We start from the raw sequence: 13,930 nt of genomic DNA, 5'->3' as shown, positions 1-13,930 counted from the left end.
TTCACGGGGCAATCCACGTGAAGCCGTCAGCGCATATCAACCGTGTCACTTCTTCCGTTGTGCCCGAGGCTGCGGACGGGTTGGGATTTCTTTGAGCAAACCGCCAACACCCATTGCTGCGATATCCGCTCCTGTCGTCTCGATTCCGCAAGCGACGCGGGACAGAACCCAATCGGCGCCGTTCAACGCAGGCGACCGCGCACACCCTGGCAAACCGATAACAGAACGACCCCCAAGCGCCCCCAAAAACAACAGGTTCCCAGGATCAACCGGCATGCCAAAGCGGTCTACGGTGCCGCCGGCGGCACCAACAGCGGCGGGCGCGACATCGTCAAGATCCGAGGTGGCCGACCCGGTCAGAATCATCACCAGTTCCCCACCTACGTCTGAGATTGCGGCTGCGAGCGCCTCGGTCTCGTGCGGAACGATCTGAACATCACACAGATCCATGCCCAACGCGTCGATCCGCCCCCGGATTGCGGCGACGCCTTTCTCGTTTGGCGGACCACCAGGGATATCGGTGACAACCAAACCGGCGCTGGCGTGCAAGGGACGGGCAAGACGGATCGCGTCCTGGGCCAAATCTACGGCACGCAATACATCTGCTTTAGGCACAGCGTATGAAATGATCTTGATGGTCGCCACCATGCCTCCCGCGCCCATTTGCTGGTACTGCGGAACGGTCGCGACGGTGATCATCGGATTGACTTGATTGAAACGTTCTAAAGCCGCGACATCCAACACGGCCACGCCAGGTCCGTCAGCCAGCAGGTTTACCCGACCGGTGAAAGCTTCGGTCACCCGAAGATTGGCAGATGCGGGATCCGTCGCCAGCGCCGCAGCCAGAATACGGGCAGCTTCGTCCTCGTGACTGTCGTCGGGCCCCAGCCGGGCGACGATAACATCATCAACACCCGCCTCGGTCAATTGAGCCACATGTTCGGGCAAAAGGGACAGGCCTTTGCGCAGTTTCCGGCCACCGGCTGTTACAGAATGTGCCAGGATCGCGCCTTCGGCTTCTGCAACCGGGACCGGCCCGAATTTCACACCCGCCCCCTCAGCACGGCGGTCATCTGTGCCAGGATTGCAACCGCGATTTCTGCCGGGTCCGATGCACCAATATCAAGGCCCACGGGCCCATAGATCCGTGAAATCTGGGCGTCGGTGACGCCTGCATTCTGCATTCGCTCGACCCGTTTCGCGTGGGTTCGCTTGGACCCCAGCGCGCCGATGTAAAACACGCCTGCGCCCAGTGCAGCTTGCAGTGCAGGATCATCCAGTTTCGGATCGTGGGTCAGAAGAACCACAGCCGTGCGCGAATCCAATCCCAATTTGGCGACTGCCTCATCGGGCCAATCTGTCAGGATCGTTTCACCGGGAAACCGGTCGTCAGAGGCGAATGCCTCGCGCGGATCAACAATCGCCGGATCATACCCCGCGATCCGCGCCATCGGCACCAAAGCTTGCGCGATGTGTACCGCCCCGACAACGATCAGCCGCAGCGGTGGATTGTGTACCGCCACAAAAGTCTTGCCATCCTCTTCGAAACCAGAGCGATCCATACGCAGCCTTTGACTATAACCGTTTCGGCGCAGAGCGCGGTGGCCGGTGTCAACGTTGACCTCATAGGCCAGCGGTTCGCGTGCCGCCCGCGCATCAACCAGTTCGGCCAGCATTGGCTCGGGCAAGACCTGACCAATGGGTTCAACCAGAACCCGAATGGTTCCACCGCAGGCAAGCCCGACAGAAAAGGCGTCTTCGTCGCTGACACCGAACTCAAGCAGGCGGGCTTCGCCCTCCTCGATGGCTTCCAACGCCTCAACGATTACAGCGCCTTCGACACAGCCGCCCGAAACCGACCCTTCGATCCGACCGTCCCCGCCAATGGCAAGTTGCGCCCCGACACGACGTGGGGCACTGCCCCAGGTTTCAACAACGGTCGCAAGGGCCGCACTGCGCCCGCGGCGAAACCATTCCAACGCTGTCTCTGGACTATTGTCGAATCGATCCATTGAACCCTCCCGGCGTATTCCGACCCAACATAAGGCGCTTTAAGGCAATAAAAAGTAAGATCAGCACATGAAAGCGATGCCTTTGAAAAAGACTTCGCGGCAAAGTAGTGCGGGCATATCCTCACATTCTCAGAAGCAGAGCATTGAATGTCGATGTTCCAGCCTCTAGCCTGCTGGAACAGCCGGTCATCAACCGGCTGCCTGCTTTGACCATTTTACATCGGAGACAAAAAGTTGAAACGCATTCTTACACTGGGAACGGCGATCGGTCTTTTGACCTCAACCGCCGCATGGGCTGATACATTTGAACGCTATGGCGAAGTCGAGGGCTGGAAGGTGTTCATCGACAATGAAAAGAAATCCTGCCTGATCGAAGCTGTTGATGACGCTGAAAACGTTGTCCAGATGGGCCTGACCGAGGATCGCGGTGTTGGCTATGTCGGTGTTTTCACCAAAGCCAAAACCGATATCAAACGCGGTGAGAAAGAGGCTGTGGCGATCCTGCTGGGTGACAACATCTATCTGGGCGAAGCGACCGGCATGAAAGGCAACATTACCAAAGGATATTCCGGCGGTTACGTCCTGTCAGACGATCCTCAATTCGCCGATGATCTGGCCAAGAAAAAGGTCATGATCGTATTCCCCGAGAAAGAATTTGCTTTCACAGTCGATCTGACGGGCACCTATAAAGCGATGGAAATGGCACGCGAGTGCAACGAAAAACAGCTTGATTAAAGCTCAGGCAGAAAGCGCGGACATCAACCGCGCTTTCTCACCCACATCGTCGGGCTTTGAAATGACAGCCGCCAGATTTTCCAGCGAGGCGATGGAATGACCCGCGCGGAAACTGTCAACATGCGGCAACATTGATACGATTCCCCGCGCCTTGGGTGCAAACTCATCCCAGCGTAGCAGCGGGTTAAGCCAGATCAGACGATGAGAGGACAGGTGCAACCGCTCCATCTCTTTCGCCAACGCGTCGGGTTCCCCACGGTCCAGACCATCCGTGATCAACAAAACCACAGCGCCCTGCCCCATGACCCGGCGCGACCAATCCCGGTTGAAAGCGTGCAGGCAGTCCCCGATCCGTGTGCCACCTTCCCAATCCTGAGCCTCTGAACCTGCCGCCGCCAACGCAGCGTCGACATCACGCTGCTGCAGGTGACGGGTAATATTGGTCAGTCGAGTACCAAAGGTGAAGGCGTGAACCTTGGCCCATCCAGCGCCCTTGGTATTCGAAACCGTGTGCAGGAAGTGCAGAATAATGCGGCTGTACTGGCTCATCGAACCTGAGATATCGCACAAGGCCACCAGATTGGGCCAGCGTGGTTTGGGTTTCATCCGGGCAATATCGCGCAGTTCACCGCCCTGCCGCATGGCTGCGCGCAACGTGCGCCCTCGGTCAATGCGGTGCCCCAGATGGCTGGCCTGACCCCTGCGACTGGCGATAGGTTTGACGGGCAAATTCAATTGCGCCAGCAGACGTTTGGCTTGCGCAATTTCAGCGGTGCTCATCTGTTCAAAATCGAGGCTGCGCAAACGTTCCTCGGATGACGCGGTTTGCGACGCATCGATTTCAAGCTCGGTCTCGCCTTCGTCTTCGCTGGAATCTGGATGGTCGCGTTCCACGCCATCCAACAACGCTTCCGCCGCGCGCTTTTCTCCAGCCTCGGCCTTGCGGTCCTCCTGCACCCCGCGAATTGCAGGCAGCATCATGGACATCATATGTTCCAAGTAACGTGGATCACGCCAGTAGAGGCGGAAAACCTGCGCGAAAACAGTACGATGATCGGGTCGATTGACGAAACAAGCGTGAAGCGTCCAGTAAAAATCCTGTTTCTCGGTGAATCCCGCCGCCTGAACCGCGCGAATGGCATCCACGACCCGACCTGTGCCAATGGGCAATCCAGCCTTCCGCAAAGCCCGCGCGAAATGCGTGATATTCTGTGCCAATTTCGGATCATCCGGGATATCGATTGGGAGTTGTTCTGCCATCATACATCATGGGGGCGCTGCCCCCATACCCCCGGAGTATTTCGAAAAAGGTGAAGCATCAGGCCGGTTCGAGTGTGGCTTTTGCCTGATCCAGAATACGTTTCGCCTCGGACCCTTGCAGTTTTTGAATGTCGTCCTGGTATTTCAGGATCGCCCCCAAAGTATCGCCGATGACTTCCGGGCTTAGATTAATGACATCCAAGGCGAGCAGGCATTTGGCCCAATCGATGGTTTCCGCCACACCCGGTTTTTTGAACAGATCCTCGGTCCGCAGGCGCTGAACAAAGGCCACGACTTCGCGGCTTAGCGCATCTGCAGCTTCGGGCGCACGCGCGTGCAGAATTTCGATTTCTCGTTCAAAATCGGGATAGTCGACCCAGTGATACAGGCAACGGCGTTTCAACGCGTCATGCACCTCGCGGGTGCGGTTCGAGGTGACGATCACGATAGGTGGTTCCGGGGCTTTCACTGTCCCGAGTTCGGGGATGGTCACCTGAAAATCACTGAGCGCTTCCAGCAGGAAGGCCTCGAACGGTTCATCGGTTCTGTCGAGTTCGTCGATCAGCAAGATCGGCGCACCATTTTCGTCCGGCCGCATGGCTTGAAGTAACGGGCGTTCAATCAAATACTCGTCCGAGAACAATTCGGTCTGCAAACTATTGCGATCTGCCCCGCCGGATGCCTCGGCTGTGCGAATTGCCACCATTTGCGCCGGAAAATTCCATTCGTAAACGGCTGAGGAGGCATCAAGCCCCTCGTAACATTGCAAACGGATCAGCCGACGCCCAAGGCCACCTGCCAGTGCTTTGGCAATTTCGGTTTTTCCAACGCCCGCCTCACCCTCCAAAAACAGCGGTCGGCCCAGTTTCAGGGCAAGAAACACCACCGTTGCCAGGGCACGACCACAGACATAGCCTTGAGCGCCCAGAACCTGCTGAACGGCATCAATTGATTGGGGTTGGTGCATGTAGTTTCTCCTTGGGCCTAACAGGTCATGGTGCACGCCACGCGTCAAGTCACTGATCGATGAACCACGTACGACGATCCGCTTGATTAACAAGCTGCAGACATGCCCGCGCCTTGGTTACGTCATTTGCTGCAACGCGGCTCTTTCCCGAGGCAAGCGGCTGTGTTAGCGGATGGCCCATGACCGAAAGCATCACGATCCGCCGCCCCGACGACTGGCATTTGCACTTGCGCGATGGCGCAATGTTGCAAGCCGTCCTGCCCGAAACCGCGCGCCACTTTGCCCGTGCTATCATCATGCCCAATCTTGTGCCCCCCGTCGTGACCGGCACACAGGCCGCCGCTTATCGAGACCGTATTCTGGCGGCCCTGCCGGACGGGATGACATTTGAACCGCTGATGACCCTGTATCTGACCGAAGATACAGACCCCGCGGATGTCGAATCTGCACATGCCAGTGGCCTGATAAAAGCGATCAAACTGTACCCGGCCGGGGCGACAACAAACTCTGCCTCGGGTGTGCAGGATTTCGAAAAAGTACGCCCGGCACTTGAAAAGATGGCTGAAATTGGCCTGCCCTTGTGTGTGCATGGTGAAGTCACAGATGCTGAGATCGACATTTTTGACCGCGAAGCCGTGTTCATCGATCGCGTGCTGGACCCAATCCGCAAGTCGACGCCCGGCCTGCGTGTAGTTATGGAGCACATCACCACCAAGGACGGTGTTGAGTACGTCAAAGCCAATGATACCGATCTGGGCGCGACCATTACCGCACACCACCTGATCATCAATCGCAACCACATTTTGGTTGGCGGGATCAAACCGCATTACTATTGCCTGCCCGTCGCCAAACGCGAAGAACACCGATTGGCTTTGCTGGCAGCCGCGACTTCCGGCGACCATCGGTATTTCCTGGGCACCGACAGTGCGCCCCATACCGATGATAACAAGGAAATGGCCTGCGGATGTGCCGGGTGCTTCACCGCGACCAATACCATGTCCTTGTTGGCGGAGATGTTCGAGCGTGAAGGCGCGTTGGGCAAGTTAGAAGGGTTTGCGGCGCTTAATGGGCCAGCTTTTTACCGGTTACCCGCAAACGCAGACACGCTGACCCTAACCAAGGGCGGCCCGGTGGATTACCCGGCCAAAATCGAGACACCTGACGGACCGGTAACCGTTTTTGACCCGGGCTTTCCATTGCATTGGCGCGTCGACTAGTCCGTCAATCCTTCCGCCAGATCGCGGGCGTGTCCTCCGGTACGTAGCATCGACCAGATCGCGTCCGCTTCATCGCTGCCAATCAACTTGGCGGCCTTTCCACGCACGCGATCTTCGCGATCAGCAAGCGACATAGGCGCCAGCAGGTCATGCGTCGCTTCGCGCCGGACCCCGTCGCGACGCAGCAGCTCCAGATGCGCTTGGGTTTCGGAAAGAGTATCGTCGGCTTCGACAGTGATGCGATCCCCCAGGGACGTGATACGCGGATTGGCGCAGACCTTCTTGGAGTAATTGATCGGTAAGGCTGTATCAAACCCCAGCGCATGCATTGCTATGACTGTGCGGTAGGAGAACTTGGCACCCAGCCCGGTTGTCGGGGCGACCTGATTGCAGACACTCATCCAGCGTGGGTGCGTTTTGATCCTAATTTCAGCCACTTCCGGCTCGGCAATATCCAAATCCCGAGCAGCCTCAAGCGCGGCGTGCAGCCCATGGCAACAAGCGTGCAGCTTGTGGCTGACGGATTCGAACAGCCACTCTTCTCCTAAGCCATCCAATGCCGCGTCCACGTCGGATGCGCCTTGATGGGTGGACCCGAAACCGTATTGACCCTCTAACGCACCGGCATTTGGTTCAAAACCGCGTTGCACCAGCAGGGCGGCTTCGACCCCGGCAGAAGATGCAAGCCCGGCGTTATATGGTTTACCCATGGTCCCGAACTGCACTTTCAAACCTGCAGCACGCGTTGCGGTCAATCCAAGGACATGCTGCATCTGTTTTTCATCAAATCCAAACACCCGCCCAACGGCCACTGCAGCGCCGAAAGCGCCTGCAGTAGCGGTTTGATGGAACCCGGCCTGATAGTGCCCGCGCCCAAGCCACAACCCAATACGGATCGATGTTTCCATCCCGATCAGAGCGGCTTCGAGAAAGTCCACCAATATGCGGTCATCCCATTCCGTAACCGCCAGCGCCGCGGGCAAAACAACCACCGAAGGGTGGCCGATATGGGCGAAATGCGTGTCATCATAGTCCAACGCGTGCGAGACGGTTCCGTTGACTAACGCCGCCGCGCGTAGTGGGGCCGCGCCACCGCCGAAAAGATGCGCCTGGCCTGCCCCTTCTTCACCCAGAACCAAGTCTCGGACAGCTGATGAGACCGGTTCAGCCGCACCAACCCGCCCCACAGCGATCCAGTCGAGCGCTGACAAGGACGTCACGATCCGCGCCTGGGCGGATGTCGTTACAGGACCGGCAGCAAAGGCCGCCAAGGATGTGGTCAGATCATGCATGCGCACAGTCTAACGTGCACCAATCATTGGTAAAGGCTTAGCTATAGAGTTCTTTTGCGCGGGCTTCGAACGCACGAACGATCCGCTGCATGGCTTCGTTGAAAACAACGCCGATAATGCCTTGCAGGATGGCGTTCCTGAACTCGAAATCGACGTGGAACGAGATATTACAGCCACCGTCCGGCGCGTCCGCGAACTGCCAGTCGGATTTCATGTACTTGAATGGGCCATCCAGATTTTCGGTGTCGATTCTTTTTTGGTCCCCAAACAACGTGACCCGGCTACCGAACCGTTCCCGAAACACTTTGAACGAAATGACCAGATCCGCCTCCAGCACCTTGGCCTCACCGGTTTGATAGGTTTTGCGAATGCGTGCCGCTGCACACCAAGGCAGAAACTCGGGGTATTTGGCGACGTCTGCGATCAGATCATACATCTGCTGGGCGGTGTAAGGCAGGTGACGTGTTTCCGAATGGATAGGCATGGCGTCCGGTATTTTCAGATGACAATGGCGCGTCATGTCGTATGTTGCGCGCCAAAGATCAAGGGGGCTGGGATGAGTGACCGCGCATATGTGATAGATGAGATGATCTCGGCCAAGGCGATTGCCGCCCGGATCGAGGAGCTTTGTCGCGAAATAACGGATGAGTTTGGAGATACAGACAAGCTGGTTGTTGTCGGTCTTTTGCGCGGCAGTTTTGTCTTTATTGCCGATCTTGTGCGCGAACTGAACCTGCCGATCGAAGTAGATTTCCTTGAGGCGTCTTCTTACGGAGATGCGATGGAGAGTAGCCGAGAAGTACGAATTCTCAAAGACTTGCGCGGCGCAATTGAAGGGCGTGACGTGCTGGTGGTAGAAGATATCGTAGATACGGGCCATACCCTAAACCATGTCACGAGCCTTTTGGTCAGCCGCAACCCAAAACGCCTGAAATCCATCGCACTTCTGGACAAGCCAAGCCGACGAGAGGTTGATTTCCGCTCTGATTGGATCGGATTTGAGATCCCGGACGAATTTGTCGTGGGCTACGGGATCGATTACGCTCAGCGTAACCGCAACCTGCCGTTTATCGGCAAGGTCAGATTTACCGAGGCATAGATGAACCCGCGCCATTTCCTGCGCATGTCCCAATGGGCCAAAAACCCGCCTTCGAAACGGCGGGTACAGCTTGTGTTCGGAGTTATTCTGCTGTGTTTCCTGATTTTCGGGATCGAATACCTAGGCTGGTGGCCCGATTGGGCGACGGGTGAATGGACGCGCGCGCCGCGCTGATCCTGTCACCCGAGTATCCGACGGATCGCTGCGAGAAAAATCCCTGTCCCGATTGGAATGAGCGCGTCCGGAAAATCATAGTCCGGATTGTGGAGCTGCGGGTGATCCGGCCCAGAACCCAGCCAGAACATAGCCGTTTTTGCATTTGTGCCGAATTGCCCGAAATCTTCCGAGAACTTTTGCGGATCGTCCACCAAACGGACCGGGACGTTTTGTTCAATACACGCTTGCTTCAGAACATCGACGGCGTCCGAGTGATTGGTGCAGGCTTCGAAGACGTCGTCATAGGTGATTTCTGATGCCAAACCTTCCGACCGAGACGTCTCTCCAACCAGTGCTTCCGCTTCGGCAATCAGGTCTGCCATGCGCGTGTCCGAGACCGTGCGCAGGGTCACCCACAGTTCCGCCCGTCCCGGTGCAACGCCAAATGTCTGCTCCCCAAGATTTGCGTGGGTCACGGTGGTCAGTGCGTAGTTTTGATCCAGCTGCCCTCCCTGCCCCAGCTTTGCCAAAGCAGGCATGAGCTTCGACAATGCAGAAGCCGGGGAAACCCCGTCCTGTGGCGCAGCGGCATGCGAAGTTTTGCCCGTCAAAACAATCCGCATCCCACGAGACGCGCAATTGGCAGGCCCACCACAAATCTCGACAACGCCCAGATCCAGTCCCGGCAGGTTGTGCAGGGAAAATACATGGTCGGGGGCAAACTCTGCAAAACGCGGATCACTTCGGATCGCAACAGCGCCCTTTCCAGTCTCTTCAGCCGGCTGGAAGATCAAGGTCACACGGCCTGATCGTGGGCGTGCCGCGCGCAAAGCCTCTGCCACACCCACCACCATCGCCATATGGCCATCATGGCCGCACAGATGACCCTTTCCAGGAATGCGCGACGCGTAAGGCAGGCCAGATTCTTCCTGAATTGGCAGCGCGTCCAACTCGCAACGAATTCCGACACCAGGCCCTTCTATGCCGCTTTCGAACACCGCAGCAACGCCATGCCCGCCGAGCCCGGTCACGACCAGATCAGCACCCGCATTCTGCATCAGGTTGGTAATCCGATCGGCCGTGTTTTTCTCATCCCCCGAGACTTCGGGGAATTGGTGCAGCTCGTGACGTAGGGCCGTCAGACGTTTGACTGTTCCCGGCGTCACACTTGTCCCAGTTTTTCCTGCCGTGCGGCCCGCAAACGCGCGAAATCATCGCCCGCGTGGTACGAAGACCGGGTCAATGGCGTCGCCGAAACCATCAGGAACCCTTTGCCATAGGCTGCTTTTTCGTACGATGCGAACTCTTCGGGGGTGACAAAGCGATCCACCCCGTGGTGCTTGGGGGTTGGCTGCAAGTACTGACCAATTGTCAGGAAATCGACATCAGCGGCACGCATGTCGTCCATCACCTGGCGTACTTGTTGTTCGCTCTCACCCAAACCAACCATGATACCGGATTTGGTGAAGATCGACGGGTCCAGCTCCTTGACCCTTTGCAGCAGGCGCAGCGAATGGAAATAGCGCGCACCGGGTCGCACTTCGAGGTATAGCCCCGGCACGGTTTCAAGATTGTGGTTGAACACATCAGGTTTGGCTTCGACCACAGTTTCAAGAACTTTGTCGTCGCATTTCAGAAAATCGGGCGTCAGAATCTCGATCGTCGTTTTCGGAGACCGGTGCCGTATCGCACGAATGGTCTGGCCAAAATGTTCCGCACCGCCATCCTTTAGATCATCCCGATCCACCGAGGTGATCACGACGTGGTTCAAACCCAGCTTTTCAACGGCATGAGCCACACGCCCCGGTTCGAACACATCCAAAGCGTCCGGACGACCCGTTGCGATATTGCAGAACGTGCAACCGCGCGTACAGATTTCGCCCATGATCATCATCGTCGCGTGTCCCTGGCTCCAACACTCTCCGACATTGGGGCACCCGGCTTCCTCGCACACGGTGACAAGGTTGTTGTCCCGCATGATCCGACGGGTATCGGCGTACCCTTTACCACCGGGGGCTTTAACGCGAATCCAGCTCGGCTTTTTGGGCTGCGCATTGTCCGGACGATGGGCTTTTTCCGGGTGACGTTGTTCGGGGACCTTCAGATCTCGCACGGGCAGTTTTCCTGACTTTGGGTCAACTCTGTGTACCTATAACATAAACCAGCCGCTGTGATTACACCAGCCGTGCATATCCGCTATGCAATCACACTGTGCGACCGCAGAATAACTTTGATCGCAGTAACTTTTACCCATCTATTTCAACTGGTAAGAAGCCTAATATCAAATTCGCAAATGCGGCATTTCTTCGATTGAAGGCGGTTTGGAACTGAACTAGGTCTCGGGCCAAACACATGTGAATCACAGGAGATTGAACATGAAATCCGGTGCCAAACTGCCCGACGTGACTTTTCATACCCGCGTTCGCGACAACTCGCTCGAAGGGCCCAATCCGTTTCGCTGGCAAGACATGACAACAGCGGACTATTTTGCTGGCAAGCGGGTGATCCTGTTCTCATTGCCTGGTGCGTTTACGCCCACATGCTCGACCTATCAATTGCCGGGATTTGAAAACGGGCACGCTGATTTCGCGGCCAAGGGAATCGATGAGGTTTACTGCATGTCCGTGAATGACAGTTTTGTCATGAACAAGTGGGCAAAAGACCAGGGTCTGGACAAGGTCAAGGTCATCCCGGATGGGTCTGGTGAGTTTACCCGCAAGATGGGGATGCTCGTCGACAAGGATAATCTGGGGTTCGGCATGCGGTCCTGGCGCTATGCGGCCATCATCAATGACGGTGTTGTTGAAGCATGGTTTGAAGAGCCTGGTCTGATGGACAACTGCCCTGAAGACCCATATGGCGCGTCATCCCCTGAAAACCTGATGGCTCATCTGGAAAAAACTGCAGAACCAGAGTTGGTTTGAACACAGACCACAGGTTGATATCAGGCCCGCCCTTGGCGGGCCTTTTTACGTGCGCGTGGCCGATACGATCTTTTCGCCCACGTCCCGAATGACCTGCGCCAGCCGACCTGACCAATCCTCCTCAGACGTTGAGTCACGCAACACCAACCCGACTGTGCGGGCCGGTTCAGGAGTGCCAAAGCGCAGCAGTTTCAATCCTGAAACGGCATCTGTCTCCGAACGAGCAGCCAGTTCCGGCATCAGCGTCAGCCCAAATCCTTCGGCGACAAGGCGCGACAATGTTGGCAATGACGATGCCCCCATGTTTATTTGCCCACTGCCGCGATCCTGCCCACAGACCTCCAACGCCTGATCGGTCAGGCAATGCCCGTCTTCCAGAAGCATCAACTGTGCTGCTTTTAGATCAAGAGGTCGCAGCATCTCAGGGCTGGTGGACAACTTTTTCAGACGCGCCGCACTTCCCGCCAGCAGAAACTGGTCCTGAAACAACGGAATCTCTTGGAACTCACGTCCACCTGCGGGCAATGCCAGAACTGCGGCGTCAATATCGCCGCTGCGCAACAGCGCCAGCAAACGGTCGGTTCGTGCTTCTCGGATCTGGACTCTTAGCGAGACGTCGCCGGCCCGCAACCCTGCCAGAACACCGGGCAGCAGATAAGGCGCGATCGTTGGAATGATCCCGATCGAAAGGGATCGATGCCCACCGGAATGGTCCCGGGCAAACTGATCTAGCCGATCCGCTGCCCCCAAAACCTGGCGCGCATGGTCCAACACGTCGCGCCCCAGCGGCGTCAGCAGGATATCCCTGGCCTGACGTTCAAACAGAATGCCGCCCAGATTTTCCTCCAACGCTTTGATCTGCACCGACAACGCTGGTTGGGACACATTGCAAAGCTGAGCCGCCCGGCCGAAGTTTCGTTGTTCTGCAACGGCTTGAAAGTACTGGAGCTGTCTTAGTGTGAAACCCATAAGCCCTGATTATCAATCCCGCGCAAATCCGCAAGCGATTCAAATGAATTTCACCCAATCATGCAGTTGCGCTCTGCTTGATCCTCGTAGTGGCGCATGAGACGTTGCAGCGCGATACGCAGAACGATTTTGCCGGACCTCGCAGACCATCCCATTCTCTTTTCTGCCAGTTCCAACCCTTCGAGATAGCAGCAGCACCTTAGGGCAACGTCACTCAACCCCGGGCCGAGGTCAGATAAGGCACGTGCGACTCGATCCCTTGCGTCCGATGACCCTCGCCCGTCCTGCGAGGCGCTGTCAAAGTTTCCTCAGGCACCCCCTGTCAGAAAACTGTCCCAATTCTGTGTGACCTGTGGGCCAATCTGCGCCAACTCAAAATCTTCACGAAGACGCTCGCCAGCACTGACCAAAGCCTCATCCAGAAAGGGCTTTCCATCACGATCCCTGCGGCGGGACAAGGCGATCAGCGGGCTTTCGGCAGCGCTGTAGCGCATGCGCTGCACACGATTAGATTGCGCGCCCGAGGCGTTCGCCTGAAACGGGGTTTGCGCCTCGGCCATTCCGAATTCATTGCGGGACCGTGCTTTGTTTTCAACCTCAGCGACCAACATGCCCAAAGCGGATCGACCCGAGGTTGATATACGATACCGGGAAATGCGCCCGGGATTGTCACAGGAAATCCAATCTTTCAACGCCAGAGCTTGCGCGATCTTGCAATCTACGACCGCTGTTCTTGTCGCGCCCGCCTCGCCGTGTCACGCACAACAACGGCCTTATCCATATCCTCGGCCACCGCAAGAACCGACCCCGTCTCGCACAAACGTCGGAGAATGCGCAAAGCCTCGTTCGCGAACTCTTCCTCTTCGCTGGTTACATCGGGCAGAGGCGCCAGGGACCGCTGATCTTTTGCCAACGAAAAATGCGTCTCAGCCAGGGATTGCAAAGCGGCATCAACCAAAGGGTCGTCCCGCCGCATTTCTATACGTCGGATTTGCCTGAGAATGGTTGAAGCATGGCACCCTGCCGATCTTGCGATATCCCGGATCGATCGACCGGTTTCGGTATGAGCAAGGTATCTTTGCGCCCCTTCTGGAACCCACGTCGGAATGGGGAAAGCCATGTTGTTTTCCATAATTATTTGCCCTCGTCGACAAAACAGACTGCCACTTTTCGCCCTCGGAATTTGAGTTAACCAAATCTAACTAGAGATGCTTTCGTTACTCGTTCGTTAACCCCGAGGAGCAAGAACCAGATTTGATTCAAAAAGATAAACAGTCGTGAAACCATCGTTCGGAGGGA

General features: G+C 56.8%; 14 protein-coding genes and 1 pseudogene. 5 read left to right on the top strand and 10 right to left on the bottom strand.

Going from position 1 to position 13,930, the window contains the following annotated elements; translation table 11 throughout:
* Window positions 1-45: 45 nt before the first annotated feature.
* Together D9K61_RS21805 and D9K61_RS21800 are read right to left on the bottom strand one after the other, a co-directional pair.
* Window positions 46-1,047 carry a molybdopterin-binding protein gene (locus D9K61_RS21805; RefSeq protein WP_120635301.1) on the bottom strand — a complete coding sequence of 334 codons (1,002 nt, stop codon included), beginning with the start codon at window positions 1,045-1,047 and terminating at the stop codon, window positions 46-48.
* Entirely contained in the window at window positions 1,044-2,012 is a 969-nt protein-coding gene (locus D9K61_RS21800) for an XdhC family protein (protein ID WP_120635300.1), read from the bottom strand. Before D9K61_RS21800 ends, D9K61_RS21805 begins: the two co-directional genes overlap by 4 nt.
* Before the next feature lie 234 nt (window positions 2,013-2,246).
* Here D9K61_RS21800 and D9K61_RS21795 point away from each other — a divergent pair, with 234 nt between their 5' ends.
* A complete protein-coding gene (locus tag D9K61_RS21795; RefSeq protein WP_120635299.1) occupies window positions 2,247-2,747 on the top strand; it encodes a hypothetical protein in 501 nt (166 codons plus the stop codon).
* Window positions 2,748-2,750: 3 nt separating this feature from the next.
* On the opposite strand, the gene D9K61_RS21790 is transcribed toward D9K61_RS21795, so the two are convergent.
* On the bottom strand, window positions 2,751-4,007 hold the full coding sequence (locus tag D9K61_RS21790; RefSeq protein ID WP_120635652.1) for a VWA domain-containing protein: 1,257 nt from the start codon (window positions 4,005-4,007) through the stop codon (window positions 2,751-2,753).
* Window positions 4,008-4,065: 58 nt separating this feature from the next.
* Complete coding sequence (locus D9K61_RS21785; protein ID WP_120635298.1) at window positions 4,066-4,974, bottom strand: MoxR family ATPase; 909 nt, start codon at window positions 4,972-4,974, stop codon at window positions 4,066-4,068.
* A gap of 179 nt (window positions 4,975-5,153) precedes the next feature.
* Between D9K61_RS21785 and pyrC the strand changes: the two genes are divergently transcribed.
* The gene (pyrC, locus tag D9K61_RS21780) at window positions 5,154-6,191 is read left to right on the top strand and encodes a dihydroorotase (protein ID WP_120635297.1); all 1,038 of its coding nucleotides are present in this window, start codon (window positions 5,154-5,156) and stop codon (window positions 6,189-6,191) included.
* Here the strand turns inward: pyrC and D9K61_RS21775 are convergent.
* Both D9K61_RS21775 and D9K61_RS21770 read right to left on the bottom strand, forming a co-directional pair.
* Window positions 6,188-7,483, bottom strand: a complete 1,296-nt coding sequence (locus tag D9K61_RS21775; protein WP_120635296.1) for an MmgE/PrpD family protein — start codon at window positions 7,481-7,483, stop codon at window positions 6,188-6,190. The genes pyrC and D9K61_RS21775 overlap by 4 nt on opposite strands.
* A 37-nt stretch (window positions 7,484-7,520) precedes the next feature.
* Window positions 7,521-7,967: a type II toxin-antitoxin system RatA family toxin gene (locus D9K61_RS21770; protein WP_120635651.1), complete on the bottom strand. Its 447-nt coding sequence runs from the start codon at window positions 7,965-7,967 to the stop codon at window positions 7,521-7,523.
* 72 nt (window positions 7,968-8,039) lie between these two features.
* Here D9K61_RS21770 and hpt point away from each other — a divergent pair, with 72 nt between their 5' ends.
* Together hpt and D9K61_RS27070 are read left to right on the top strand one after the other, a co-directional pair.
* A complete protein-coding gene (gene hpt / locus D9K61_RS21765; RefSeq protein WP_120635650.1) occupies window positions 8,040-8,582 on the top strand; it encodes a hypoxanthine phosphoribosyltransferase in 543 nt (180 codons plus the stop codon).
* Window positions 8,583-8,756, top strand: a complete 174-nt coding sequence (locus D9K61_RS27070) for a hypothetical protein (protein ID WP_162946996.1) — start codon at window positions 8,583-8,585, stop codon at window positions 8,754-8,756.
* 5 nt (window positions 8,757-8,761) lie between these two features.
* Here D9K61_RS27070 and D9K61_RS21760 read toward each other — a convergent pair whose 3' ends face one another.
* Both D9K61_RS21760 and lipA read right to left on the bottom strand, forming a co-directional pair.
* Complete coding sequence (locus D9K61_RS21760; RefSeq protein WP_120635295.1) at window positions 8,762-9,904, bottom strand: amidohydrolase; 1,143 nt, start codon at window positions 9,902-9,904, stop codon at window positions 8,762-8,764.
* Window positions 9,901-10,851, bottom strand: coding sequence for a lipoyl synthase (gene lipA / locus D9K61_RS21755; RefSeq protein WP_120635294.1), 951 nt, complete (start codon window positions 10,849-10,851; stop codon window positions 9,901-9,903). Before lipA ends, D9K61_RS21760 begins: the two co-directional genes overlap by 4 nt.
* Window positions 10,852-11,113: 262 nt before the next feature.
* Here lipA and D9K61_RS21750 point away from each other — a divergent pair, with 262 nt between their 5' ends.
* A complete protein-coding gene (locus D9K61_RS21750) occupies window positions 11,114-11,662 on the top strand; it encodes a peroxiredoxin (protein WP_120635293.1) in 549 nt (182 codons plus the stop codon).
* Window positions 11,663-11,707: 45 nt separating this feature from the next.
* Here D9K61_RS21750 and D9K61_RS21745 read toward each other — a convergent pair whose 3' ends face one another.
* Window positions 11,708-12,631, bottom strand: coding sequence for a LysR substrate-binding domain-containing protein (locus D9K61_RS21745; RefSeq protein ID WP_120635292.1), 924 nt, complete (start codon window positions 12,629-12,631; stop codon window positions 11,708-11,710).
* A 50-nt stretch (window positions 12,632-12,681) separates the two neighbouring features.
* Window positions 12,682-13,763, bottom strand: a pseudogene (locus tag D9K61_RS21740) (DUF6456 domain-containing protein).
* Between the last annotated feature and the right edge of the window lie 167 nt (window positions 13,764-13,930).

It is taken from the genome of Ruegeria sp. EL01 (assembly GCF_900313035.1).
Taxonomy (GTDB): domain Bacteria; phylum Pseudomonadota; class Alphaproteobacteria; order Rhodobacterales; family Rhodobacteraceae; genus Ruegeria.
Note: the sequence above shows the minus strand (reverse complement) of the source record. Positions and strands in the feature narration are given on the sequence as shown.

Bases quoted from the DNA above. Each gene is read 5' to 3' on its own strand.
- pyrC (WP_120635297.1), top strand. From the start codon at position 5,154: ATGACCGAAAGCATCACGATCCGCCGCCCCGACGACTGGCATTTGCAC.
- D9K61_RS21785 (WP_120635298.1), bottom strand. From the start codon at position 4,974: ATGCACCAACCCCAATCAATTGATGCCGTTCAGCAGGTTCTGGGCGCT.
- D9K61_RS21750 (WP_120635293.1), top strand. From the start codon at position 11,114: ATGAAATCCGGTGCCAAACTGCCCGACGTGACTTTTCATACCCGCGTT.
- hpt (WP_120635650.1), top strand. From the start codon at position 8,040: ATGAGTGACCGCGCATATGTGATAGATGAGATGATCTCGGCCAAGGCG.
- D9K61_RS21770 (WP_120635651.1), bottom strand. From the start codon at position 7,967: ATGCCTATCCATTCGGAAACACGTCACCTGCCTTACACCGCCCAGCAG.
- D9K61_RS21745 (WP_120635292.1), bottom strand. From the start codon at position 12,631: ATGGGTTTCACACTAAGACAGCTCCAGTACTTTCAAGCCGTTGCAGAA.
- D9K61_RS21800 (WP_120635300.1), bottom strand. From the start codon at position 2,012: ATGGATCGATTCGACAATAGTCCAGAGACAGCGTTGGAATGGTTTCGC.
- D9K61_RS27070 (WP_162946996.1), top strand. From the start codon at position 8,583: ATGAACCCGCGCCATTTCCTGCGCATGTCCCAATGGGCCAAAAACCCG.
- D9K61_RS21775 (WP_120635296.1), bottom strand. From the start codon at position 7,483: ATGCATGATCTGACCACATCCTTGGCGGCCTTTGCTGCCGGTCCTGTA.
- D9K61_RS21790 (WP_120635652.1), bottom strand. From the start codon at position 4,007: ATGGCAGAACAACTCCCAATCGATATCCCGGATGATCCGAAATTGGCA.